General features: G+C 70.8%; 26 protein-coding genes and 1 pseudogene. 14 read left to right on the top strand and 13 right to left on the bottom strand.

All coding sequences use genetic code 11. From position 1 onward, the window contains the following. Nucleotides 1-86: 86 nt before the first annotated feature. The 3 genes from ruvB to ruvC form a co-directional block, all read right to left on the bottom strand. Nucleotides 87-1,100, bottom strand: coding sequence for a Holliday junction branch migration DNA helicase RuvB (gene ruvB, locus ABZX02_RS27005; RefSeq protein ID WP_355301910.1), 1,014 nt, complete (start codon nt 1,098-1,100; stop codon nt 87-89). Then, nucleotides 1,097-1,678, bottom strand: a complete 582-nt coding sequence (ruvA, locus tag ABZX02_RS27000; protein ID WP_355301908.1) for a Holliday junction branch migration protein RuvA — start codon at nt 1,676-1,678, stop codon at nt 1,097-1,099. Before ruvA ends, ruvB begins: the two co-directional genes overlap by 4 nt. A 106-nt stretch (nt 1,679-1,784) precedes the next feature. Continuing rightward, on the bottom strand, nt 1,785-2,354 hold the full coding sequence (gene ruvC, locus ABZX02_RS26995) for a crossover junction endodeoxyribonuclease RuvC (protein WP_355301906.1): 570 nt from the start codon (nt 2,352-2,354) through the stop codon (nt 1,785-1,787). 137 nt (nt 2,355-2,491) lie between these two features. On the opposite strand from ruvC, the gene ABZX02_RS26990 reads away from it, so the two are divergent. The 4 genes from ABZX02_RS26990 to ABZX02_RS26975 are packed head-to-tail and all read left to right on the top strand — an operon-like array spanning nt 2,492 to nt 5,602. Next, nucleotides 2,492-3,976: a GGDEF domain-containing protein gene (locus ABZX02_RS26990; protein WP_355301904.1), complete on the top strand. Its 1,485-nt coding sequence runs from the start codon at nt 2,492-2,494 to the stop codon at nt 3,974-3,976. Then, nucleotides 3,973-4,404, top strand: coding sequence for a cupin domain-containing protein (locus tag ABZX02_RS26985; RefSeq protein WP_355301902.1), 432 nt, complete (start codon nt 3,973-3,975; stop codon nt 4,402-4,404). Before ABZX02_RS26990 ends, ABZX02_RS26985 begins: the two co-directional genes overlap by 4 nt. Nucleotides 4,405-4,421: 17 nt before the next feature. Beyond that, nucleotides 4,422-5,225 carry an alpha/beta fold hydrolase gene (locus ABZX02_RS26980; protein WP_355301900.1) on the top strand — a complete coding sequence of 268 codons (804 nt, stop codon included), beginning with the start codon at nt 4,422-4,424 and terminating at the stop codon, nt 5,223-5,225. After that, a complete protein-coding gene (locus ABZX02_RS26975) occupies nt 5,222-5,602 on the top strand; it encodes a S1 RNA-binding domain-containing protein (protein WP_355301898.1) in 381 nt (126 codons plus the stop codon). Before ABZX02_RS26980 ends, ABZX02_RS26975 begins: the two co-directional genes overlap by 4 nt. 12 nt (nt 5,603-5,614) lie before the next feature. Here the strand turns inward: ABZX02_RS26975 and ABZX02_RS26970 are convergent, their stop codons facing one another. Then, nucleotides 5,615-6,484: an SBBP repeat-containing protein gene (locus ABZX02_RS26970; RefSeq protein WP_355301896.1), complete on the bottom strand. Its 870-nt coding sequence runs from the start codon at nt 6,482-6,484 to the stop codon at nt 5,615-5,617. An 82-nt stretch (nt 6,485-6,566) separates the two neighbouring features. Here ABZX02_RS26970 and ABZX02_RS26965 point away from each other — a divergent pair, with 82 nt between their 5' ends. Next, complete coding sequence (locus ABZX02_RS26965) at nt 6,567-6,992, top strand: MarR family transcriptional regulator (RefSeq protein ID WP_355301894.1); 426 nt, start codon at nt 6,567-6,569, stop codon at nt 6,990-6,992. Here ABZX02_RS26965 and ABZX02_RS26960 read toward each other — a convergent pair. Together ABZX02_RS26960 and ABZX02_RS26955 are read right to left on the bottom strand one after the other, a co-directional pair. Continuing rightward, nucleotides 6,979-7,590, bottom strand: coding sequence for an alpha/beta fold hydrolase (locus ABZX02_RS26960; protein WP_355301892.1), 612 nt, complete (start codon nt 7,588-7,590; stop codon nt 6,979-6,981). The two genes, ABZX02_RS26965 and ABZX02_RS26960, sit on opposite strands and share 14 nt — an antisense overlap. Nucleotides 7,591-7,601: 11 nt before the next feature. After that, nucleotides 7,602-8,285: an SDR family NAD(P)-dependent oxidoreductase gene (locus ABZX02_RS26955; RefSeq protein ID WP_355302156.1), complete on the bottom strand. Its 684-nt coding sequence runs from the start codon at nt 8,283-8,285 to the stop codon at nt 7,602-7,604. Nucleotides 8,286-8,335: 50 nt separating this feature from the next. Here ABZX02_RS26955 and ABZX02_RS26950 point away from each other — a divergent pair, with 50 nt between their 5' ends. After that, nucleotides 8,336-9,370 (top strand): serine hydrolase, encoded by a 1,035-nt coding sequence (locus ABZX02_RS26950; protein ID WP_355301890.1) that lies wholly within the window; start codon nt 8,336-8,338, stop codon nt 9,368-9,370. A gap of 112 nt (nt 9,371-9,482) precedes the next feature. On the opposite strand, the gene ABZX02_RS26945 is transcribed toward ABZX02_RS26950, so the two are convergent. From ABZX02_RS26945 to ABZX02_RS26935, 3 genes are read right to left on the bottom strand one after another with little or no spacing between them, the layout of a single operon-like run. Further along, nucleotides 9,483-10,289 carry a sugar phosphate isomerase/epimerase family protein gene (locus ABZX02_RS26945; protein ID WP_355301889.1) on the bottom strand — a complete coding sequence of 269 codons (807 nt, stop codon included), beginning with the start codon at nt 10,287-10,289 and terminating at the stop codon, nt 9,483-9,485. Continuing rightward, complete coding sequence (locus ABZX02_RS26940) at nt 10,271-11,290, bottom strand: dihydrodipicolinate synthase family protein (RefSeq protein WP_355301887.1); 1,020 nt, start codon at nt 11,288-11,290, stop codon at nt 10,271-10,273. The genes ABZX02_RS26945 and ABZX02_RS26940 overlap by 19 nt, the downstream gene beginning before the upstream one ends. Then, nucleotides 11,283-12,425, bottom strand: coding sequence for a Gfo/Idh/MocA family oxidoreductase (locus ABZX02_RS26935; RefSeq protein ID WP_355301885.1), 1,143 nt, complete (start codon nt 12,423-12,425; stop codon nt 11,283-11,285). Before ABZX02_RS26935 ends, ABZX02_RS26940 begins: the two co-directional genes overlap by 8 nt. A 122-nt stretch (nt 12,426-12,547) precedes the next feature. Here ABZX02_RS26935 and ABZX02_RS26930 point away from each other — a divergent pair, with 122 nt between their 5' ends. The 3 genes from ABZX02_RS26930 to ABZX02_RS26920 all read left to right on the top strand — a co-directional run bounded on the left by ABZX02_RS26930 (nt 12,548) and on the right by ABZX02_RS26920 (nt 16,006). Beyond that, a complete protein-coding gene (locus tag ABZX02_RS26930) occupies nt 12,548-13,564 on the top strand; it encodes a LacI family DNA-binding transcriptional regulator (RefSeq protein ID WP_355301883.1) in 1,017 nt (338 codons plus the stop codon). Nucleotides 13,565-13,673: 109 nt separating this feature from the next. After that, nucleotides 13,674-14,984 carry a hemolysin family protein gene (locus ABZX02_RS26925; RefSeq protein WP_355301881.1) on the top strand — a complete coding sequence of 437 codons (1,311 nt, stop codon included), beginning with the start codon at nt 13,674-13,676 and terminating at the stop codon, nt 14,982-14,984. After that, nucleotides 14,981-16,006: a hemolysin family protein gene (locus tag ABZX02_RS26920; protein WP_355301879.1), complete on the top strand. Its 1,026-nt coding sequence runs from the start codon at nt 14,981-14,983 to the stop codon at nt 16,004-16,006. Before ABZX02_RS26925 ends, ABZX02_RS26920 begins: the two co-directional genes overlap by 4 nt. On the opposite strand, the pseudogene ABZX02_RS26915 reads toward ABZX02_RS26920, so the two are convergent. Beyond that, a pseudogene (locus tag ABZX02_RS26915) lies at nt 16,003-16,233 on the bottom strand (SRPBCC domain-containing protein); the annotation flags it as partial. The gene ABZX02_RS26920 and the pseudogene ABZX02_RS26915 overlap by 4 nt on opposite strands. 98 nt (nt 16,234-16,331) lie before the next feature. Here ABZX02_RS26915 and ABZX02_RS26910 point away from each other — a divergent pair. After that, a complete protein-coding gene (locus ABZX02_RS26910; RefSeq protein WP_355301877.1) occupies nt 16,332-16,607 on the top strand; it encodes a hypothetical protein in 276 nt (91 codons plus the stop codon). Here the strand turns inward: ABZX02_RS26910 and ABZX02_RS26905 are convergent. Both ABZX02_RS26905 and ABZX02_RS26900 read right to left on the bottom strand, forming a co-directional pair. Then, nucleotides 16,604-16,930 carry a cupin domain-containing protein gene (locus ABZX02_RS26905; RefSeq protein WP_355301876.1) on the bottom strand — a complete coding sequence of 109 codons (327 nt, stop codon included), beginning with the start codon at nt 16,928-16,930 and terminating at the stop codon, nt 16,604-16,606. The two genes, ABZX02_RS26910 and ABZX02_RS26905, sit on opposite strands and share 4 nt — an antisense overlap. After that, on the bottom strand, nt 16,930-17,706 hold the full coding sequence (locus tag ABZX02_RS26900) for a carbon-nitrogen hydrolase family protein (protein ID WP_355301874.1): 777 nt from the start codon (nt 17,704-17,706) through the stop codon (nt 16,930-16,932). Before ABZX02_RS26900 ends, ABZX02_RS26905 begins: the two co-directional genes overlap by 1 nt. Nucleotides 17,707-17,749: 43 nt before the next feature. Here ABZX02_RS26900 and ABZX02_RS26895 point away from each other — a divergent pair, with 43 nt between their 5' ends. Then, nucleotides 17,750-18,367, top strand: coding sequence for a GntR family transcriptional regulator (locus tag ABZX02_RS26895; protein ID WP_355301872.1), 618 nt, complete (start codon nt 17,750-17,752; stop codon nt 18,365-18,367). Here ABZX02_RS26895 and ABZX02_RS26890 read toward each other — a convergent pair. Next, nucleotides 18,328-19,674, bottom strand: coding sequence for an MFS transporter (locus tag ABZX02_RS26890; protein ID WP_355301870.1), 1,347 nt, complete (start codon nt 19,672-19,674; stop codon nt 18,328-18,330). The genes ABZX02_RS26895 and ABZX02_RS26890 overlap by 40 nt on opposite strands. A 46-nt stretch (nt 19,675-19,720) precedes the next feature. Here ABZX02_RS26890 and ABZX02_RS26885 point away from each other — a divergent pair, with 46 nt between their 5' ends. From ABZX02_RS26885 to ABZX02_RS26875, 3 genes are all read left to right on the top strand, one after another. Further along, nucleotides 19,721-20,413: a DUF2848 domain-containing protein gene (locus ABZX02_RS26885; RefSeq protein ID WP_355301868.1), complete on the top strand. Its 693-nt coding sequence runs from the start codon at nt 19,721-19,723 to the stop codon at nt 20,411-20,413. An 87-nt stretch (nt 20,414-20,500) separates the two neighbouring features. Then, on the top strand, nt 20,501-21,097 hold the full coding sequence (locus ABZX02_RS26880) for a dihydrofolate reductase family protein (RefSeq protein ID WP_355301866.1): 597 nt from the start codon (nt 20,501-20,503) through the stop codon (nt 21,095-21,097). Further along, complete coding sequence (locus ABZX02_RS26875) at nt 21,075-21,602, top strand: GNAT family N-acetyltransferase (RefSeq protein ID WP_355301865.1); 528 nt, start codon at nt 21,075-21,077, stop codon at nt 21,600-21,602. Before ABZX02_RS26880 ends, ABZX02_RS26875 begins: the two co-directional genes overlap by 23 nt. Nucleotides 21,603-21,773 lie beyond the last annotated feature (171 nt).

The following is a 21,773-nucleotide window of genomic DNA, read 5'->3' as shown; positions in this document are numbered from 1 at the left end:
CTGCCAAGGTCCATCATTCTCCGATCAAATGGACATGCCTCAACACACGCCCGATATGTCCAGGTGCTCTCACCGATTGTGCCAGGTCACCACAGTTGATCACCGGCGGGCGGTTCCAGCCCCAGGTGGTGCCACGCGGCGGGCGTCGCCACTCGGCCGCGTGGTGTCCGGGCCAGCATGCCAGCTCGCACCAAATACGGTTCGCACACCTCTTCCACGGTGGTCGGCTCCTCACCGACCGCGACCGCGAGGGTGGAGACGCCGACGGGGCCGCCGCCGAAGCTCTTGACCAGCGCGGACAGCACGGCGCGGTCGAGCCGGTCGAGGCCCAGGTGGTCGACGTCGTAGACCAGCAGCGCCTGCTGGGAGATCTCCGCCGTGACCCGGCCGTCGGCCCTGACCTCGGCGAAGTCGCGGACGCGGCGCAGCAGGCGGTTCGCGATGCGCGGGGTGCCCCGGCTGCGGCCCGCGATCTCGAGGGCGGCGTCCTCGGCGATGTCGACGCCGAGGATCTTGGCGCTGCGCTTGACGATGAGGTCGAGCTCGTCGGGGCTGTAGAACTCCATGTGGCCGGTGAAGCCGAACCGGTCGCGCAGCGGGCCGGTCAGCGCCCCGGACCTCGTGGTGGCCCCGACCAGGGTGAACGGCGCGATGTCGAGCGGGATGCTGGTCGCGCCGGGCCCCTTGCCGACGACGACGTCGACGCGGAAGTCCTCCATCGCGAGGTAGAGCATCTCCTCGGCGGGGCGGGCCATCCGGTGGATCTCGTCGATGAACAGGACGTCGCCCTCGACCAGGTTGGACAGCATCGCGGCGAGGTCGCCCGCGCGTTCCAGGGCCGGGCCGCTGGTGATGCGGATGGCGCTGCCCAGCTCCTTCGCGATGATCATGGCGAGGGAGGTCTTGCCGAGCCCGGGAGGGCCGCTGAGCAGGACGTGGTCCGGGGCCGTGCCGCGGCGCATCGCCCCGTGCAGGACGAGCTCGAGCTGCTCGCGGACCCGGTGCTGACCGACGAACTCGTGCAGGTCGGCGGGGCGCAGGCTGGTCTCGACGTCCCGTTCGGCGGGGGTGACGTACGGGCTGAGCTCCTCCTCGCTCACTTGCGCCCCAGGGTCGCGAGCGCCCGGCGCAGGACGGCGGAGGTGGACTGGTCGGGGTTCTCGGAGAGGACCTTGTCGACCGTGGTCTCGGCGGCCTTGGCCGGGAAGCCGAGGCCGAGCAGCGCCTCGACGACGTGGTCGCGCGTCTGGCTGTGCGCGGGCGTGGTGGGCGCGGCGAGCTGGCCGACCTTGTCGCGGAGCTCGATGATGAGCCGTTCCGCGCCCTTCTTGCCGATGCCGGGGACCTGGGTGAGGACGGTGATGTTGCCCTCGGCGAGCGCATGGCGGAGCTTGTCCGGCTCCAGCACCGCGAGGGTGGCGAGCGCGATCCGCGGGCCGATGCCGCTCACGGTCTGCAGCAGGCCGAACAGCTCGCGGGCCTCGGCGTCGGCGAAGCCGAACAGGGTGAGGCTGTCCTCGCGGACGATCAGGGTGGTGGCGAGGCTCGCCTCCTCGCCGCGGCGCAGCGTGGCGAGGGTGGTCGGGGTCATCTGGACGGCGAAGCCGACGCCGCCCACCTCGACGACGGCGTGGTCGAGGCCGACGTGCTGCACCTGGCCGCGCAGTGACGAGATCACCTGGTTCCTCCGGACTTCACGCTCACGCAGGCGTCCCCTCGCGAAGGGGACCCCTTGATTTCATTCTTCCAGCCGGCACCGACAGTTTCGGCGCGCGCTGAAGCGATCATGATCCGCTCCGCCGCGCCGCTTCGGCGAGCTTCGCCTTGTGCACGCGGGCCAGTTCGGCGGCGCGGGCCTGCGCCTCCTCCAGCCGCGACCGCATCGGCGCGCGCCAGTGGTGGCAGATCGCCAGCGCCAGCGCGTCCGCCGCGTCGGCCGGCTTCGGGGCGACCTTCAGCCCGAGCAGCTTGGTGACCATGGCGGTCACCTGCGCCTTGTCCGCGCGGCCCGACCCGGTGACGGCGGCCTTCACCTCGGACGGCGTGTGGAACTCGACGGGCAGGCCCCGTTGTGCGGCGGCCAGGGCGACGACGCCCGACGCCTGGGCGACGCCCATGGCCGTGCGGACGTTGTGTTGTGCGAAGACCCGTTCGATCGCCACGACCTGTGGTTCGTAACGGTCGAGCCACACGCAGACGCCGTCGTACAGCTCGTGCAGGCGCACGGACAGAGGAGCGTCCACGGGGGTGCGCAGGACGTCGACGGCCACGGCGCGCACGACCCGGCCGGGTCCGCCGTCGACGACGCCGAAGCCGCACCTGGTCAGACCGGGGTCGACCCCGAACACGCGCACAACAGCTCCCCGGATCGCCGAACGAACAACAGTTCGAACCATATCCGGTGCACCCATAGGCAGGTGGCACCGACACGGTTCGACAAGTCCGCACCGGCGTTACTACGGTGGTCGGGTTTCGATCACGGGAGTGCGCGGTGAAGAGGTTCTGGGCCGTTGCGGGAGGCGTCGGCGCCTTCATGGCGATCGCCATCCTCACGGCTCTCGCCGCGCCTCGCGATATCGGTATCGCAATCGACAAGGTGGTGCAGCTCGTCTTCGCCATCGCGGCGTTGGTCGCCTACGCGCGCAAGCGCGACCGGTGGATGACGGCGGCGATGACCAGCCTCGCGATCGGGTTGTCCGCGTGGATCTGGGGCCAGCAGATCATGGGCGTGCAGCTGCCGTCGTCCACGATCGCACCGCTCGGGTTCACCATGGTGCCGGTCCTCTGCCTGGCCGCCCTCGTCGTGAAGGCGCAGCAACGCCGCGCCGACGACCTGCTGCCGAACTACCGCAGCCGCACGGTGGTCGTGCTCGACGGGCTGATCGTGATCGGGTCGCTGTTCGTGCTGACGTGGGTGTCGGCGCTGGAGTCGCTGTCCCGTGCGTGGGCCACGGAAGGTCCCGGGTTCGCCACCGTGGTCGCGCATCCCGCCGCGTACCTCGTGCTGCTCGTGGCGATCGTGGTGATGTCGTGGACGCATCAGTCCGTGCGGCAGTGGCCGATGCTTTTCGTGGCACTGGCGGGCATCGCGCAGTCGTCATCGGGCTGGGTGTTCGCGTTCCACATCGCCAAGGGCAACACGGCGATCCCCGCGACGGCGGACATCGGGTTCATGCTGTGCCCCGCGTTCTTCCTGCTGAGCGCGCTGGCCCCGACCCGCGACCACGCCCCCACGCCCGGTCGCATGCGCACGGCCGACCTGCTGCACCTGCTCGTGCCGTACCTGCCGCTCGCGATCACGGGCCTGTTCGTGCTCTGGAACACCGCGACCGGCGGCCGGCTGAACCCCGTCGAGACCTACGTCGGACTCGGGGTCATGTGCCTCGTGATCGTGCGGCAGCTCCTCACGATGATGGACAACGTACGGCTGATGGATCAGCTGCGCGTCTCTCGCGAACAGCTACGGCACGAGGCGACGCACGACCCGTTGACCGGCGTCGCGAACCGCTCGCTTTTCCGCGAACGACTCGAACGCGCCCTGTCCGTGCGTGACCGCTCCACGCCGCTGATCCTGTTGTTCATCGACGTGGACGGCTTCAAGGCCGTGAACGACAACAACGGTCACGCCGAGGGCGACGCCGTTCTGCGCAATGTCGCCGCACGGCTGCAGAACAACGTACGGCCCGAAGACACGGTGGCGCGGCTCGGCGGGGACGAGTTCGGCGTGCTGGTCGACGGCGGCGACGCCGACGAGATCGGCGACCGGCTGCTCAAGGCGCTCGGCCACCCGCACGAGGTGCTCGGCCGCGTGCACCGGGTGCACGCCAGCATCGGTGTGGCGCAACGGTTCTCGTACGATGCCAAGATCACCGCCGACGACGTGCTCGGGGCCGCGGACGCCGCGATGTACACGGCGAAGCGGCTCGGCAAGGGCATGGTCGTCGTGCACGGTTCACCGCTTCCGGAGATGACGTGACCCCAGAGCAGCTGATCATCGACCTCGGCATGCAGGAACTGCCCGTCGAGGGCGGGTACTTCGCGCAGACGCACCGCTCGGACGAGGCGTCCGCGATCGCGTACCTGTTGCGCAGCCCCGATTTCTCCGGCATGCACGTGCTGGAGCACCTGGAGATCTACCACTTCCACGCCGGGTCGCCGTTGCGGATGCTGCTGCTGCACCCGGACGGCACGGTGACCGAGCCGATGCTGAGCGCGTCGCACCCGCAGGTCGTCGTGCCCGCGGGCGTGTGGCAGGGCAGCACCCCGGCCGGGGACTGGTCGCTGGTCGGCACGGTCGTGGTGCCGCCGTACACCGATGACGTCGTGGAGTTCGGGCACGCGGACGACCTGTGCGCGCGTTATCCGTCCCACGCGGCCGCAATCCGCCCCTTGTGCCGCTTCTAGCGCCTTAGGATCTTGGCATGGCCCTCGTCCCGCTCAACGGCATCGAACTGAACGTCCAGACCGAGGGTTCCGGCGATCTCGTCGTGCTCGTGATGGGCACCGGCAGTCCCGGCCGGGTGTGGCGCACGTACCAGATGCCGGCGCTGGTGAAAGCGGGCTACCGCGTCGCGTACTTCGACAACCGCGGCATCAAGCCCTCCTCGGAGTGCGGCGAGGGCTTCACGCTGGACGACATGGTCGCCGACACCGCCGCGCTGATCGAGCACCTCGGCGCCCCGGCGCACGTGATCGGCACGTCGCTGGGCGCCCGCATCACCCAGGAACTGGCGCTGGCGCACCCGTCGCTGGTGCGGTCGGCGGTGCTGATGGCGACCGCGGGCCGGCCCGAACCGGTGCAGCAGGCGTGGTCGCAGGCGATGCGCGACCTGCACGACAAGGGCGTCGAGATCCCGCTGCCGTTCTACGCGGTGGCGTCGGTGATCCGGAACGTGTCGCAGGCGACGCTGGCCGACCCGGTGGTGGCGCGCGACTGGCTGCAGATGTACGAGTTCGCCGGCAACACCTTCGGCCCCGGCGAACGCGCGCAGCTCGGCCTGGCCGAGTACGACACGCGGCTGGAGGCGTACCGGGCGATCGCGGTGCGGACGCTGGTGATCGGCTTCGCCGACGACCTGGTGCTGCCGCCCCGGTTGTCCCGCGAGGTGGCGGACGTGATCCCGGGGGCGCGGTACGCGGAGGTGGCCGGGGCCGGGCACGTCGGGTACCTGGAGCGGCCGGACGAGGTGAACCGGCTGCTGGTCGAGTTCCTGGGCGCCGCGTGAGGGAGCGGATCTCGCCGCACGACAAGTGGCTGGAGATGGTGCGGGACTACCCCGAGCTGCACGCGTACCTGGACGGGTTGCGGCCGGGGCAGGTGCTGTCGGGCACGGTGGCGGCGGTCGAGAACTTCGGGGTGTTCGTGGCTCTGGACGACAGCCCTCCGCACCCCTTCTACGCCGGCGTCGGGTTCGTGAGGGTCCCGGACGTGTCCTGGAACTACGACGTGACGGTCGAGGTGGGGCAACGCGTCGCGGGTGAGTTCGCCGAGTACGACACGTGGCAGATGGAGGCCCGGCTGTCGCTGAAAGCGTTGCAGCCGGACCCCTCCCTCTGTTCGCCGAAGCCGTCGTCCACGTCGACCGCGAACGGCGCCTCGTGACCCTGACCCTGCCTACCGGTCGAGGCTGAACTCGTCCGTCGTCTCCCCCTTCACCAACAGATCCACGCGACCGCTCAACACGTAGGTGCCGAACGGCGTGCGAGCCGCCGTGGTCGGCGCGGTAGGCCAAGAACGCTGCGACCGCACCTGCCACGTACGGGTGTCCAGCACCGTGACCGCGTTCTTGCCCGGCGCCGCCAAGGAGTTCGTCACCACCACAAGCCCCTGCGGGGTCCAGGTGAGACCGTCGGCGCCGGGCAGCTTCGGCGCGGGCAGCTCCTCCACGTGGTCGCGCGTGACCTTGAACAGCGTGCCGTTCGTGTAGTGGCCGGTGACGAGGAACCCCCTCGGGTCCCAGACGATGCCGTTGTTGCCGAACGACGTGCCGCCCAGCCTCGGGTCGCGGGCGAACGGCGTGACGGCGCCGGCGCGGTCCACCTTCCAGATCGTGTCGCCGGACGTGCCGGTGACGTAGGCGTTGCCGTGCGGGTCGACGGTGACGTCGTTGGCGCCGTTCGGAACGTCGACGTACCTCAGTGCGCGGCCGGTGCGCAGTTCGAAGACGCCCAGGCCGGACTGGCCGGGCACCGAGCGTTCGCCGAAGCCGATGTCCCCGTAGGTGACCAGCAGCCGGTCGCCGTCCACGCGCAGGCCGAACGTGGACACCATCGGTGTGCCGGTGATGAACGGGCGGACGCGGCCGTCGAGGCCGACCCGCGACACCGTGCCGTGGCGCAGTGAGCTGACGAGGAAGTGGCCCCGGTCCCAGGCCACACCTTCGGGGTGCAGCGACGGGGAACGGGCCTCGACGTGCCTCGGTGTGGCCTGGGCCGTGCCCGTGAACAGCACCAGCACCGCCGTGACGGCGAGCAGGACGCGCATTGCTTCCCTCCAGTACGAGCACTGATGAGTATCAGAGTTCTGATATCTATCCATACTCTTACCACACTCTTACGATGAACGGATGCGCAGCGGTGATCGGCTCGGCGGGGACATCAAGCGCACCGAGCTGGACCTGATGACCGCGAAGTCGGCGGCGGTGAAGCCCGCGGGGCTGACCGTGCCGCAGTACTCGGCGTTGCTCGCGTTGAGCGAGAACCCCGGTGCGCCCGCGGCGACTCTCGCGCGGTTGTGCCTGACGACGCCTCAGACGATGACGACGATCCTGCAGAACCTGGTCGCGCTCGGGCTCGTGGAACGCACGCCGCAGCAGTGGCAGAGCAACGTCCTGGAGAACCGGCTGACCGAGGCCGGGCAGGCGCGGTTCCGCGAGGCGGACCGGGCCGCGGTGGCGGTGGAGCGGAAGCTCGCGGACGCGTTCACCGACGAGGAGCGCGCCCAGCTGCGCGCGCTCCTGCGGCGGTGTTCGGACGTGCTCAGCGAGAGCTGACGAACGCGCTGGTCTCGTCGACCATCCGCGCCAGGAAACCGTTCCGGTCGAACGCCGGGTCGTCCTCCACCCCCGGCGGCGGCACGTGCACGAAGCCGAAGTGGCCCGCCTTCGGCACGACCCGCAGGTCCACTTCGGCCGGTGCGGCGCGCAGGAGCTCCACTTCGGACGCGGGCACGAAGGTGTCGAGCTCGCCGACGTAGACGAGCATCGGTGTCGTCACGGCGTCCAGCGCGCCCGGTGCGGCGAACCACCCGGCGGGCGGCGTGTAGAGCACCAGGCGGCGGACGCGGGAGTCGCGCGGCACCTCCAGCGGTGCGCGGTCCCTGCTCCACGGCGTCGCGCCCGCGAGGCACAGGCCCGCCCACGCGCCGATCGAGTGGCCGACCACCGCGACCTCGGCGTCCGGGTCCACGTCCCGCAGCGCCTCGACCAGGCCCAGCGGCCGGGCCAGGTAGTCCTCCCACGTCGCCTGCTGCGGGTGCAGCCGCGGGAACGACGGCGCGATCACCTGGTGACCGCGGGCGGCGAGGTGGTCCAGCAACGGCCGGTGCCGTTCCGGGTCGCCACCGCCGCCGACGGCGAAGAGCACGATCACGAACTACCCCCTCATCGGTGCGCGGCCTGGCCGGTCGGCCGCAGCAGGATCTCGTTCACGTCCACAGTGGACGGCTGGGACACGGCGTAGAGCACCGCCCTGCCCACGTCCTCCGGCGCGAGCTTCGGGTCGTCCACGCGGGACGCCGGGATGGCCTCCGTGTCGACGAGCCCCGGCTGCACCACGGTGACCCGGACGCCGGTGCCGACCGCCTCGGCGCGGATCGCCTGCGCCAGACCGGTGATCGCCCACTTGGTCGCGGAGTACAGGTTGCCGGGGCGCACGCCGCGCCCGGCGGCGGACCCGGTCAGCACGAGATGTCCGCCCGACCGCATCAGCGCGGGCATCGCGGCACGCGCGGTGAAGGCCGGTCCACAGACGTTCGTCAGCACCATGTCCGACCATTCGGACGGCTCGGCACCCGACGTTGAGACGAACGACGTGTCCACCGAAACGCCCGCGTTCGCGAACACGACGTCTATTCGTCCCCAACGCGATTCCACACGGGACATGAGATCCTGCACGGAATCCCAGGAAGAAACGTCGCATCGGGCGTCCCATCCGCGATCGCCGACAGATTCTTCTGCACTGCGCGAAGCCCTGACCACCCGATACCCCGCCTGAGCAGCCAGGGAGGCGGTCGCCGCCCCGATTCCGCGGGATGCGCCGGTCACCACGAAGACGTGTTCCATGATCGGGAACCCTAGTCAGGGAAGTGTCAGTGCCGCCTGTTTTGATGTGGCCCATGACATTGAACCGCAGGTCCGTGTTCGGGCTGGGAACCGTCGCGGCCGCGACGGCCGTGCTCGGCTCCAACGGTGCAGCACAAGCGCAGGAAGACGCGGAGGTAGAGATCGAACGCTCCCCGGCGACGGCCGACCGGTCGCGCAAGCGCGTGGCCCAGGTCTACCGGCGGCAGGCCCGCAGGGCGCGGGGCACGTGGTCGTCGCTGATCACGGTCGCCGACCTCGACGGGGCGACGAAGCCCGCCGTCGACGAGGACGCCGACAAGGTCGTCGAGGCCTACAGCGTCAACAAGATCGCCGTCGCCGTCGCCGTGCTGGACAAGGTGGACCGAGGGCTGATCAAGCTCGACCAGACGGTCACCGTCTCCTCCGCGATCGTCATCCAGGACACCGACGGCATCTTCGCGCTCGACGGCGCGTACCCGAGCGAGGTCACGGTCGGCCACGCGCTCGCGAACCTGCTGACGGTCTCCGACAACACCGCCGTGCGCCTGTGCGGTCTCGTCGTGCCGGCGCTCGAGCTCAACGAGATCCTGCGCGCCAAGGGTTTCGTGCACACCCAGGTCGTCCCGGTCGCGAACCCGAACCGGTTCTTCCTCGGCACCACGACGGCGCGCGAAACGCACACGTTGCTGCAGAAGCTGGTCGACGGCCAGCTGCTGTCCGCGGCGTCCACCGCGTACCTGCTGAACATCCTGCGCGCCACGGCGAGCTTCACCGACGGCGTGCGCCTCAACCTCACGACGAACGAGCGGCTGCGCGTCGCCACGAAGGCCGGCTGGTTCGCCGACGGCCGCAACGAGGCCGGGATCATGTTCAGCGCGGACGACCGGGCGATCCTGATCTACTCGATGTTCGCGTCGGGTGAGTTCGCGGGCGACAAGGCCGTGAACGACGAGGACTTCAGCACCACGCACCCGGCCGTCGCGGCCCGCGCGGAACTCGGGCGGTCCATGTTCGACGCCGTCATCAGGATCACGACGTCGAAGCCCAAGCACCGCGCAAAGGTTTACAGGTTCTTCAACGGCGGCTGATTCCCGAGATTTATCCGGAATCCGGACCTGGGTGCGGCGGATTTCGGATATACAGGCACCACGCCGGGGTCGGTCGTCGCCGCCGTCGACGACCGGCTTCCCCGCGCGGGTTCTAGAGCGCCGGTTCCACAACGTCGTGGTACCTGCGCGTCACCTCCTCGATGACCTCGTCGAAGTCCGCCGCCCAGATGTCGGCGTTGAAGATCTCCACCTCGACGTCCCCCGCGTACCCGGTCGCCGCGACCTGCCTGGTCAGGCGGTCCAGGTCGATGTCACCGTCCCCGGGGTAGCCGCGGCCGAGCAGCACGTCGGCGGGCACGGGCGTGAGCCAGTCGCACACCTGGTACGACGCGATGCGCGGGCCGGCGCGCACGACCTGCTCGTCCAGCGCCGGGTCCCACCAGACGTGCAGCGCGTCCACGACGACGCCGACGGACTCGTGCGCCTCGGCGAGGTCCAGCGCCTGCCCCAGTGTCGAGAGCACGCCGCGGTCCGCGCAGAACACCGGGTGCATCGGTTCCAGCGCGAGCGTCACGCCCGCCTGCGCCGCGTACGGCGCCAGTTCCGCGATGGCGTCGGCGACGCGCTGACGTGCGCCGACGAGGTCCTTGTCGCCCGCCACTCCCCCGACGACCATCACCAGCGTGTCCGTGCGCAGCGCCGCCGCCTCGTCGATCGCGCGGCGGTTGTCGTCGAGCGCGGCCCGGTTGTCCGGCGCCGTGAGGAACCCGCCGCGGCACAACGACGACACCCGCAGGCCCGCGTCGGCGACGAGTTTCGCGGTGCGGTCGAGGCCGTGGTCGGCGACCGGTTCACGCCACAGCCCGATCGCCTCGACGCCGTGCCGCGCACAGCCTTCGACCGCCTCGACGACGGTGGCCCGTTTGATCGTGGCCTGGTTCAACGAGAGGCGAGCCACGCGCTCCACCGCCGTTCCGCGAACTCGGGGTCGATCACGCCGGCGATCTCGGCGAGCCGTTTCGCCTCGGCCAGGTGCTCGACGGTGCGCGCGGACTCCAGGCCGCCGAGGAGCTGGAACCGTTCCTGGTGCCCGGCGAGCCAGGCCAGGAACACGACACCTGTCTTGTAGTAGTAGGTCGGCGTGCTGAACAGATGGCGGGACAACGGCACCGTCGGCGCCAGAATGCGGTGGAACTCGTCGGTGTCGCCCTCGGCCAGTTTCGCGAGGGCCTTCGCGGCGACCGGGGCGATCGGGTCGAAGATGCCGAGCAGCGCGTGGCTGTGGCCCTGCTCGTCGCCCGCGATCAGGTCCGGGTAGTTGAAGTCGTCGCCGGTGTAGCAGAGGACGCCCTCCGGCAGCGCGCGGCGCAGCCCGATCTCGTGGTCGGCGTCGAGCAGCGAGACCTTGACGCCGTCGACCTTGTCCGGCCGCGAGTGGACGATCTCCAGGAAGTTCCGGGTGGCCTGCGGGATCTCGGCCGAACCCCAGTAGCCCTCGAGCTTCGGGTCGAACGCGGTGCCGAGCCAGTGCAGGACCACCGGCTCGCTGACGCGGTCGAGCAGCGTGCCGTAGACCTTCTCGTAGTCCTCGGGACCGCGGGCGGCCGCGGCGAGCTGCCGCGAGCACATCAGCACGGGCTGGGCGCCCGCCTCCTGGACGACGTCGAGCTGCTCCAGGTAGGCGTTCAGCACGGCGTCGAGGCTCGCGTCGCCGTCCAGGTGGTCCGTCGCGACGCCCGCGCAGATCCGCCCGGCCTTCTCGGCGGCGCTGCGGCGGACGAGCTCGGCGGCCGTCGGCCAGTCGAGGCCCATGCCGCGTTGCGCGGTGTCCATGGCCTCGGCGACGCCCAGGCCGTGCGACCAGAGGTGGTGCCGGAACGCGAGGGTCGCGTCCCAGTCCACCGTGCGCTCGTCCCGCGCCACGACGTGGGCCGCGGCGAACACGATGCGGCTAGACATCGGCGATCTCCACCCGGCGACCCTCCGAAGAGGACCGCAGGCCGGCGGCCGCCAGCGCGACACCCCGTGCGCCCGCGCGGAAGTCGTGCGGGAACGGCGTGCCCTCGTGGACGTGGCGCAGGAACTCCGCCCACTGCACCTTGAAGCCGTTGTCGAACTCCTCGTTGTCCGGCACCTGCTGCCACTGCTCGCGGAACGGGTGCGTGACCGGGAGGTCCGGGTTCCAGACCGGCTTCGGCGTGACGGCGCGGGGTTGCACGAAGCACTCGCGCAACCCCGCGACCGCACTCCCCTCGGTGCCGTCCACTTGGAACTCGACGAGCTCGTCGCGGCGCACCCGCACGCACCACGACGAGTTGATCTGCGCGATGACGCCGTTCTCGATCTCGAAGATCCCGTACGCGGCGTCGTCCGCGGTGGCCTCGTAGGCGTCGCCCTGCTCGTCCCAGCGGGTCGGGACGTGCGTCACGGCCTTCGCGGTGACGGCCTCGACCCGCCCGAAAAGGTCGTGCAGCAGGTAGCTCCAGTGGCAGAACATGTCCGAGACGATGCCGCCGCCGTCCTGCGCCCGGTAGTTCCAGCTCGGGCGCTGCGCGGGCTGCCAGTCGCCCTCGAAGACCCAGTAGCCGAACTCGCCGCGCACGCTGAGGATCCGGCCGAAGAAGCCGCCGTCGATCAGCCGCTTGAGCTTGCGGATGCCCGGCAGGTACAGCTTGTCCGCGACCACGCCGTGCTTGACGCCGCGCGCGTCGGCGAGGCGGGCGAGCTGCAGCGCCTCCTCGACGGTCTCGCTCACCGGCTTCTCGGTGTAGATGTGCTTGCCCGCCTCGATCGCCTTCGTGATCGACTCCACGTGCCGCGACGTGACCTGCGAGTCGAAGTAGATCTCGACCGACGGGTCGGCGAGCGCGGAGTCGAGGTCCGTCGTCCAGCGCGCGAGGTCGTGGCGCTCGGCGATCTCCTTGAGCTTGTCCGCGTTGCGCCCCACGAGGACGGGCTCCACCTTCAGCACGGTCCCGTCCTGCAACCGCACGCCCTCGTCGCGCAACGGCAGCAGGGACCGGACCAGGTGCTGGCGATATCCCATCCGCCCGGTGACGCCGTTGACCGCCACGCCAATGGTCCGAACCGCCATCGCACCTCCCTGGTAGCAGCGCTGGAAAGCGCTTTCCCGCCACGCTAATCGCGGCGCTTCGCGGACGTCAACCTCCCCGCGAGTTAGTCTCAGCGCTCACATGTGTGTTGACGGAGGTGGTCGTGTCCGCCCGACAGGTGACGCTCGCCGAGGTGGCGAAGCAGGCGGGTGTGTCGTTGGCGACCGCTTCTCGCGTGCTCAACGGCAGCACGCGGCAGGTGAGCGAGGACCTGAGCGAGCGCGTCCTGCGCACCGCCGAGGAGCTCGGCTACGTGCCGAACGCCTCGGCGCAGGCGCTGGCCCGCAACTCGAGCTCGCTCGTCGGACTGGTGGTCCACGACATCACCGACCCGTACTTCTCGTGCATCGCGGCGGGGGTGACGCGGGTGGCCGAGGAGGCCGGGCTCGTCGTCGTCCTCGGGACGACCGGGCGCCGTCCGGAGCGTGAGGCGGAGCTGTTGTCCACTCTGCGTGCGCATCGGGCGCGTGCGGTGGTGCTGGCCGGCTCGCGGACCACGGACCGTGCGGCGCAAGCACGGCTCGCGGCCGAGATCGACGCGTTCACCGAGCAGGGCGGACGGGTCGCGTGCGTGTCGCAGGCGAAGCTCGGCACCGACACGGTCGTGCCCGGCAACCGCGCCGGTGGACGTGCGCTGGCCCGTGCGCTCGCGGAGCTCGGGCACAAGAAGTTCGCCGTATTGGGTGGTCCTTCCGAGCTCGTGGTGGCCCGTGACCGGCTCGCCGGGTTCAAGGCGGGCCTGAGCGACGCCGGCATCGCGCCGCCGGTCGTGGTCAACGGCGCGTTCACCCGCGACGGCGGGTACGAGGCCGCGATGGAGCTGCTGGCCTCGAAGTCGCGCGCCACCTGCGTGTTCGCCGTGACGGACGTGATGGCGATGGGGGCCATGGCGGCGCTGCGGGAACGCGGCGTGCGGGTGCCGGAGGACATGTCGATCGCCGGGTTCGACGACATCCCGACGCTGCGCGACACGGTGCCCGCTTTGTCCACCGTGCGCCTCCCGCTGGAGGAGATGGGCGAGATCGCCGCAGGTCTCGTGCTCGACGCCGGGGGTGACGAGGCCCGCACCGTCCGAGTGGCGGGTGAGGTGGTGCTCCGGGCCTCCACTGCCCACAATTAGACTCGTCTGGCTAATCACGTACACAGGTCATGAGGAGTTGAGCCGTCCCCATGGGGTCTGGCCCTGACTGGCATATAAGCCCGGTCCCCCGTTCCTTTGGAGCGCGCAGGTGACCGGAATCCTTCTGAGCGTGCTCGGCCTGCTCGCCGTCGTGGCGCTGACCGCGGGCACGTTCATCGCGGTGGCGGCGGAGTTCTCGCTGACCGCGCTGGAGCGGAGCACCGTCGAACGCCACGTCGCCGAGGTCGGCGACGCGAAGGCGCGGACCATCGACCGGGCGCACCGCACGCTCTCGTTCCAGCTCTCCGGAGCCCAGCTCGCCATCACGCTGACCACGCTGATCACCGGGTACATCGCGGAGCCCGCGATCGCCGAGCTGATCGAGCCCGGCCTGACCCTGGTGGGCGTGCCGCCCGCGGTGGCCAACGGGCTGTCGCTGGCGCTCGCGCTGGCGATCGCCACGGCGTTGTCGATGGTGTTCGGCGAGCTGGTCCCCAAGAACCTGGCGATCGCGAAGCCCCTGGAGACCGCGCGCGGCGTGGTCGGGTTCCAGGCGGCGTTCTCGACGGTGTTCCGCTGGCTGATCACCGCGATGAACAACGCGGCGAACTGGCTGGTCCGGCGCTTCGGCGTCGAACCGGTCGAGGAGCTGGCGTCCGCGCGGTCGCCCGAGGAGCTGGGCGCGCTGGTCCGCACGTCGGCCGAGCACGGCACGCTGGACCAGGGCACCGCGGTGCTGCTGGACCGGTCGCTGCGCTTCGGCGACCGCACGGCCGGCGAGCTGATGACGCCGCGCGTGCGGGTCGAGGCGCTGCGGGCCGACGCGACGGTGGCGGACCTGGTGCTGAAGGCGCGCGAGACCGGGTTCTCCCGGTTCCCCGTGCACAACGGCTCGCTGGACGAGGTGAGCGGGATCGTGCACGTGAAGCAGGCCTTCGCCGTGCCGGCCGCGCTGCGCGTCTCCACGCCGTTGTCCGCGCTGACCAGACCGGTCTACTCGGTGCCGGAGACGCTGGAGGGCGACGCGCTGCTGGACCGGCTGCGCGCGTCCGGGCTGCAGACCGCGCTGGTCGTCGACGAGTACGGCGGCACGGCCGGCATGGTGACGCTGGAGGACGTGGTCGAGGAGATCGTCGGCGACGTGCGCGACGAGCACGACCGCGGCGAGGCGGCGCCGGTGCGCTCGCTGGGGTCCGACAGCTGGATCGTGTCCGGGTTGCTGCGCGACGACGAGGTGGCCGACGCGACCGGGTTCCAGATGCCCGAGGGCGACTACGAGACGCTGGCCGGCCTCGTGCTGGCGCGGCTCGGCCGGATCCCGGACGTCGGCGACGAGATCCGGGTCGACGGCTGGAGGGTCACCGTCATGCGGATGGACAAGCACCGCGTGGCCGAGCTGCGGGTGGTGTCGTCCTCGTGAACTTCCTCGTGATCTTCCTGCTGCTGGCGGGCAACGCGTTCTTCGTCGGCGCCGAGTTCGCGGTGATCACCGCGCGCCGGGACCGGCTGGAGGCGTTGGCGGACAAGGGGTCCTCGCGGGCCCGCACCGCGATCAAGGCGTCGCAGGAGCTGCCGTTGCTGATCGCGGGCGCGCAGCTCGGCATCACCCTGTGCTCGCTCGGCCTGGGTGCGATCGCCGAACCCGCGCTGGCTTCCGTGCTGGAGGGGCCCCTCGGTGCCGTCGAGCTGCCGTTGGCCGTGGTGCACGGTGTGGCGTTCGCGGTGGCGTTGGTCATCGTTGTCGCGCTGCACACGATCCTCGGCGAGATGGTGCCGAAGAACCTCGCGATCGCCGGTCCGGAACGGGCCGCGGTGTGGCTCGTGCCGGTGCACTACGGGTTCTCGCGGATGATCGCGCCGGTGCTGGCGCTGTTCACGGCCGTGGGCCGGTGGGTGCTGCGGCGGTTCGGCGTGGAGCCCGTCGACGAGTTGGAGTCGGCCTACACGCCGGACGACCTGGCGCTGCTGATCGGGCAGTCCCGCTCCGAGGGCCTGCTGGAGGACTCGGAGCACCGGCGGCTGGCGCAGACGTTGTCGTCGGCCGCCCGCACGGTCGCCGACGTCCTGGTGCCGCTCGACAAGCTGACGACGGTGTCGGGCTCCCCCACCGTGGGCGAGATCGAGACGGCGGTGGCGACGACCGGGTTCTCGCGCTTCCCGGTGCTCACCGACACCGGGCTGATCGGGTACCTGCACGTCAAGGACGTGCTGGACCTGGAGGGCGCGGAGACGTCGGTGCCGCGCGACCGGGTGCGCGGGCTGCCGGACGTGCCGGTGGACGCGCGCCTGGACGAGGCGCTGACCGCCTTGCGCCGGGCCCAGTCGCACCTCGCGCGGGCGGTGGACGCGGACGGCGCGGTCGTCGGCGTGGTGGCGCTGGAGGACCTGGTCGAGGAGTACGTGGGCACCGTGCGCGACGGCACCCACGTGCGCTGGGTCTAAAGAATCCTGCCGAGGGCGTCGAGCAGGGCGTTGGTGCCCTGCTCGCGCCACTCGGGCCGGTCTAGGCCGTCGAAGAACGCGCCGTGCTCGGTGACGGTGAGCGTCGTCTTGCCGTCGGTCTCCGCGAACTCCATCGTCGCGAGGCTGACGCTCGTGCGCGTGTCGTTCTGGTGCATCGTGTACGTGGAGACGATGCGTTCGTGGTGCCGGATGTGCTGGTAGCGGCGCTGTACGCGTGCACGGTGCCGTCCGGCGCAGTGCCGGAAACCTGCTCGGTGCCGTTCTCGCGGAAGTCGGGCCGAGCGCGATTTCGTCGCGTGAGCCGGTGTTGCACCGCGTCCCGCCCGGCACGCACATGACGAGCCTCGGCGCCGACGAGCCGGGCAAGGCCGAGCTCGGACCGGCCCTGCTCGACGAGGCGCTGGTCGTGGTGGACGATCCGGGGCTCGCGCACGTCGCGGCCGACACGACGATCGGCGCGGTGCTGCGCGGCGAGCACCCCGGGCGGACCTCGGCGGAGCAGGTCACCGTGTACAGCCCGGCCGGGTTGCCGATGCAGGACCTCGTGATCGCGTGGCACGTCTACCGCAACGCGACTTAGAGGGCCGTGCGGATCTCCAGCATCACGCAGCCGGTGTCCGTGCGGTACGGGCCGTGCGGCATGCCGGGGCGGCGGCTCGCGAAGTCGCCCGCGGTGAAGGTCCTGCCGAGCGTGAGGTCGGTGAGTTCGCCCTCCAGCAGGTAGACCTCCTCGTGGTAGTCGTGGCGGAGCACGCCGCTCGTTTCCAGGCCCGGTGCCCAGCGCGCGATCCGCGTCAGCGTCGTGGTGTCCGGGTCGCGGCTGAGCACGCGTTCGGTGACGCCCTCGTCCGCCTGCCGCCAGACGAGGTCGCCGGTCGGGAAGAACTCGTGCTCCTCGCGCATCACAGCCTCCGGTTGGCGAGCACGGGCAGCTTCGCGCGGACGTCCTCGACGAGTGCGGTGTCCACATCGGACACGATGGTGCCCGGCCGGCCGTCGAGGCGCTCGCGGACGGTGCCGAGCGGGTCGACGACGGCACTGCGGCCGATGCCCGTCGGGGCCGAGCCGTGGTCGGCGTCGGGGAAGGCCTGGCCCGTCGCCAGCACCCAGGACGTGGCGTCCAGGGCTCGTGCCTGGACGAGCAGGTCCCACTGGTCGGCCTTGCCGGGGCCCGCTCCCCAGGAGGCGCCGAGCAGGATCACGGGCGCGGTCGTCGCGAGGGCGCGGAAGAGCTCGGGGAACCGGACGTCGTAGCAGGTGGCGAGGCCGATGGTGGTGCCGTCGACCTCGAACGTCACGGGCTTCTCGCCAGGGGTGACGCCGTCGGACTCGCGGAAGCCGAACGCGTCGAACAGGTGGATCTTGTCGTAGCCGAGGTGCAGGCCGGCGCCGGTGACGAGCGTGGTGTTGGCGACCCTCTCACCTTCGCCCGGCGTGAACATGCCCGCGACCACGACGACGTCGTGCTCGTCGGCGATGCCGCGGACCGCTGACGCCCACGGGCCGTCAAGAGGTTCGGCGACGGGCTTGAGTGGCACGCCGAAGCGGCACTGAGTGGCCTCCGGGAAGTGCACGACGCGTGCGCCTTGTTCCGCCGCACTGGCTACATGGGCGCGCACGGTGGCAAGGTTCTCCTGCGGATCAGCGGTGGAGCTGATCTGGCTGAGCGCGAAGCGCATGATCCTCCTCTGGTATACATGTTGTATGCAAGGTGCGGACGCGTTGTCTGGCAGGGAAAAGGCCTACGAGTTCCTCAAGGACACCATTCTCGCCGACCCCGAGATGCAGGGGCGGTTCATCAGCGAGCAGGACGTCGCCAACCAGATCGGCGTCTCCCGCACGCCGATCCGCGAGGCCCTGCTGCTGCTCGCCGCCGAGGACCTGGTGCAGCTCGTGCCGAAGAAGGGCGCGTACGTCGCGCCGTTGTCCTCGCGGCAGATCAGCGAGCTGATGGAGCTGCGCGGCGTCATCGAGCGGTACGCGGCCGAGCGCACGATGGCCGAGGGCACCGTTCCGCTGCGGCGCATGCAGGAGCTGATCGAGCAGCAGCGGTTCCTGGTCGAGGACGCACGGCAGTTCATCGACGTCGACCGGCAGTTCCACGCGCTGCTGGTGGCGGCGACGGGCAACGACCTGCTGACGAAGACCTACGAGGGGTTGCGCGCACGGCAGGTGCGCGCGGGTGTGGTCGCGTTGTACCGGGCGCACGGCCGGCAGCAGGCCGTGATCGACGAGCACGACGAGATCGTGGCCGCGCTCGAGTCCGGAGACGTCGGCGCGGCCACCGCGGCGATCACCGCTCACTTGGACACCACGCTGAAGGTGCTGCTCAACGGCTGAGCCTCGCCTTCTTCCTGCGGGTCGCGACCGAGCCACAGACCCACGAGCGTCACCACGCACGCCACCGTGACGTAGAGGCCGACGACCACCCACGTGCCGAAGCTGGCCAACAGTGCCGTGAAGAGCAACGGCGCGATGGCGCCACCGATCACACCGGCGAGCGTGTACGCGAGCGAGCTGCCGGTGTAGCGCAGGCGTTCGGTGAACTGCTCGGCGATGAACGCGGCCTGCGGCCCGTACATGAAGGCGTGGAAGCCGAGTCCGATGACGACGCCGAGCACGATGAGCGGCCACGACTTCGTGTCGATGAGTGGGAACAGCACGAACGGCCACACCGCGCCGCACACCGCCGCCACCGCGTACAGGCCGCGCCGGTTGACCTTGTCCGACAGCCACCCGGCGAGCGGCATCAGGAACAGCTGGAAGCCCGAGGCGATCAGGACGGCGATCAGACCGACGTTGCGCGGCAGCTTGAGCTGGGTCGTGAGGTAGGTCAGCACGAACACGGTGTGCAGCGCGTACAGCACGTCCGGGCCGACGCGGCACAGCACGGCGGCGATCAGCGGCCGGGTCTGCGTGCGGAACACCTCGCTGATCGGCGCGGACGGGCGGTCGCCGCGGGCCTCGATCGCCTTGAAGACCGGGGTCTCCTCCAGCTTCACGCGGATCCACAGGCCGAAGATCACGAGCACCGCGGACAGCAGGAACGCGACGCGCCAGCCCCACGACATGAACGCGGCGTCCGACAGCGCGACGCCGAGGAGCGCGAGCACGCCGTTCGCCATCAGGTTGCCGGCGGGCGGGCCGATCTGGGCGGCGCTCGCCCAGAAGCCGCGCTGCCGCGGGTCGCCGTACTCGCTGGACAGCAGCACCGCGCCGCCCCACTCGCCGCCGAGGCCGACGCCCTGCGCGAACCGCAGCAGCACGAGCAGCACACCGGCCGCGGGACCGATCGCGGCGTGCGTCGGCAACAGACCGATGAGCAGCGTGGCGATACCGGTGATCAGCAACGTCGTGACCAGCACGCGCTTGCGGCCGATCTTGTCGCCGAGGCGGCCGAACAGGAACCCGCCGAGCGGCCGGGACAGGTAACCGACGGCGTAGGTCGAGAACGCGAGCAGCGTCGCGGTGAGCGGTTCCTCGCTCGGGAAGAACAACGGGCCGAGCACGACGGCCGCGGCGACGTTGTAGATCGCGAAGTCGTACCACTCGAGTGCTGTACCGGAGAGCGAGGCCACGAAGGCCCGGACGAGGGCGGACCGCGGCACGTCCGGTGACGTGGCTTGCGTTGCTGTGTCAGGCGGCATGCGGTAATACTGCCTGTATACAACTCGTATGCGCAAGGAGTACCGCATGTCTACTGTTCGTACACAGGCCGTCGCGCTGGCGTTCGACCTGCCGGACGGCACCGTCGCCGAGGTCGCCGTGACGACCCTGCTGAACGGCGGCTACGCCGGTCGCAGCCAGGACGACGTGGCCGCTCACGTGCGCGAACTCGCCGAGCTGGGCGTGCCGGCGCCGTCCGTGACGCCGAGCCTCTACCCCGTGTCGCCGTACCTCGCGCAGCAGACCTCGTCGGTCCCCGCGCAGCACGGCCGCACGTCGGGCGAGGCCGAGTGGGCGCTGGTGGTGACTGGTTCAGATGTCCTGCTGACCGTCGCATGCGACCACACGGACCGCGCGCTGGAAGTCCACGGCGTCGCCTGGAGCAAGAACGCCGGCCCGGACGTGCTGGGCCGCAAGGCGTGGCGCCTCGCCGACGTGGCGGACCGGATCGACTCGATCGAGCTGACCGCGTGGGCGGACGGCGTGGAGATCCAGCGCGGCACCCTCGCCGAGCTGCTGACCCCGCAGTACTGGGTGGAGCGGCTCAAGGAACTCGACCTGCTCGAGCCCGGAACCGTGCTGCTGTCCGGCACGATCCCGATGCACCACGGCGTGGACCAGTTCGCGTCGCGCTGGCGCGTCGAGCTGCGCGACCCCGCCACCGGTGACGTCATCGACTGCGACTACGAGGTCACCCGGCTGCCCGACCCCATCGGCTGACCGGTATGCGGCCCGCGGACCCGTGTCGATCGGGGTCCGGCCGCGTTCGACGTCCCTGTGACACGACCACACAGGGAGGCACAGGACATGGGCAAGGTCTACACGGGCGCCAGCACCTCGATCGACGGCTACGTCTCGGGCCCGGACTTCTCCGGTTTCGACAAGCTGTTCGCCTGGTACGAGGCCGGCGACGTGGCGTTCACGGTGCCCACGGGCGCGATGACCGTGCACCTCACGCCAGCGAGCGCCGCGCACTACAGCGGGTTGATCGAGGCGACCGGCGCGTTGGTGGTGGGGCGCAAGCTCTACGACTTCACGAACGGCTGGGGCGGCCAGCACCCGATGGGCGTGCACACCGTCGTGCTCACCCATCGGCCGTTGGAGAACAACGAGCACTTCACGTTCATCAACGGCAGCATCGAGGAAGCCGTCGCGGCAGCCCAGAAGTACGCGGGCACCAAGGGCGTGGGACTGAACTCCGGCGAGATCGCGCGGCAGGCGATCGACGCGGGCCTGGTGGACGAGATCTTCCTCGACCTGGTGCCGGTGATCCTGGGCGGCGGCACGCCGTTCTTCGCGCCCGGCCGCGGCTACGAGCTGGAGGGCCCGCTCTCGGTAATCGAGTCGAGCTCGGTCACGCACCTGCGCTACAAGGTGAAGTATGAAGCTGCGGAGACTGACTGAGGCCGACGCCGACGAGCTGGTCCGGGCCGTCACGGAGTCGTTGGCGCACTTGCGGCCATGGGCTCCGTGGGCGGCCAACGGCTACGACGCGGACACCGCCGCCGCGTTCCTCCGCGAGGCCGCGGACGAGTGGGCGAACGGCACCGCCTTCCCGCACGCCATCACCGTCGACGACGCGATCGTCGGCGTGGCGACGGTGATGCGCCGCGACCCGCGCGACCTGGTGGAGATCGGCTACTGGCTGCACCCCGGGCACACCGGACAGGGTCACGCCACCGCGGCGACGGCGGAACTCGTCGAGTTCGCGTTCGGGCTGGGTGGCGTGCGCAGGGTCCAGATCTGGCACGACGAGGCCAATGTGGCGAGCAGTGGCGTGCCGAGGCGGCTCGGGTTCACCGAGGTCGAGCGCCGCACGCCGTCGCGCGTGGAGCCGATCGGGCGGCGGGTCGGGGTGGACGTCGTGTGGGAGCTGCGCCGGGCGGAGGCGGGTTCGCGGGGCGAGTGAGGGCGCCGCGGGTGGGGTTGCGGGCGGGATGGGGGGCGGGGCCGGGGGCCAGGGCTGGGGCTCGGGCCGGGGGCTCGGGCGGAGGCTCGAGCCGGGAGCTCGGGACGTAGGGGCGGCGAGCCGCAGGCCGGCCGCTGTGAGGTGGCCGCCGTTAGGTGACCCGTCGCGAGG

Origin of the sequence: Lentzea sp. NPDC003310, assembly GCF_040610935.1 — a bacterium.
GTDB lineage: Bacteria > Actinomycetota > Actinomycetes > Mycobacteriales > Pseudonocardiaceae > Lentzea.
The sequence above is the reverse complement of the archived record's forward strand: the minus strand, read 5'-3'. Positions and strand labels throughout refer to the sequence as shown.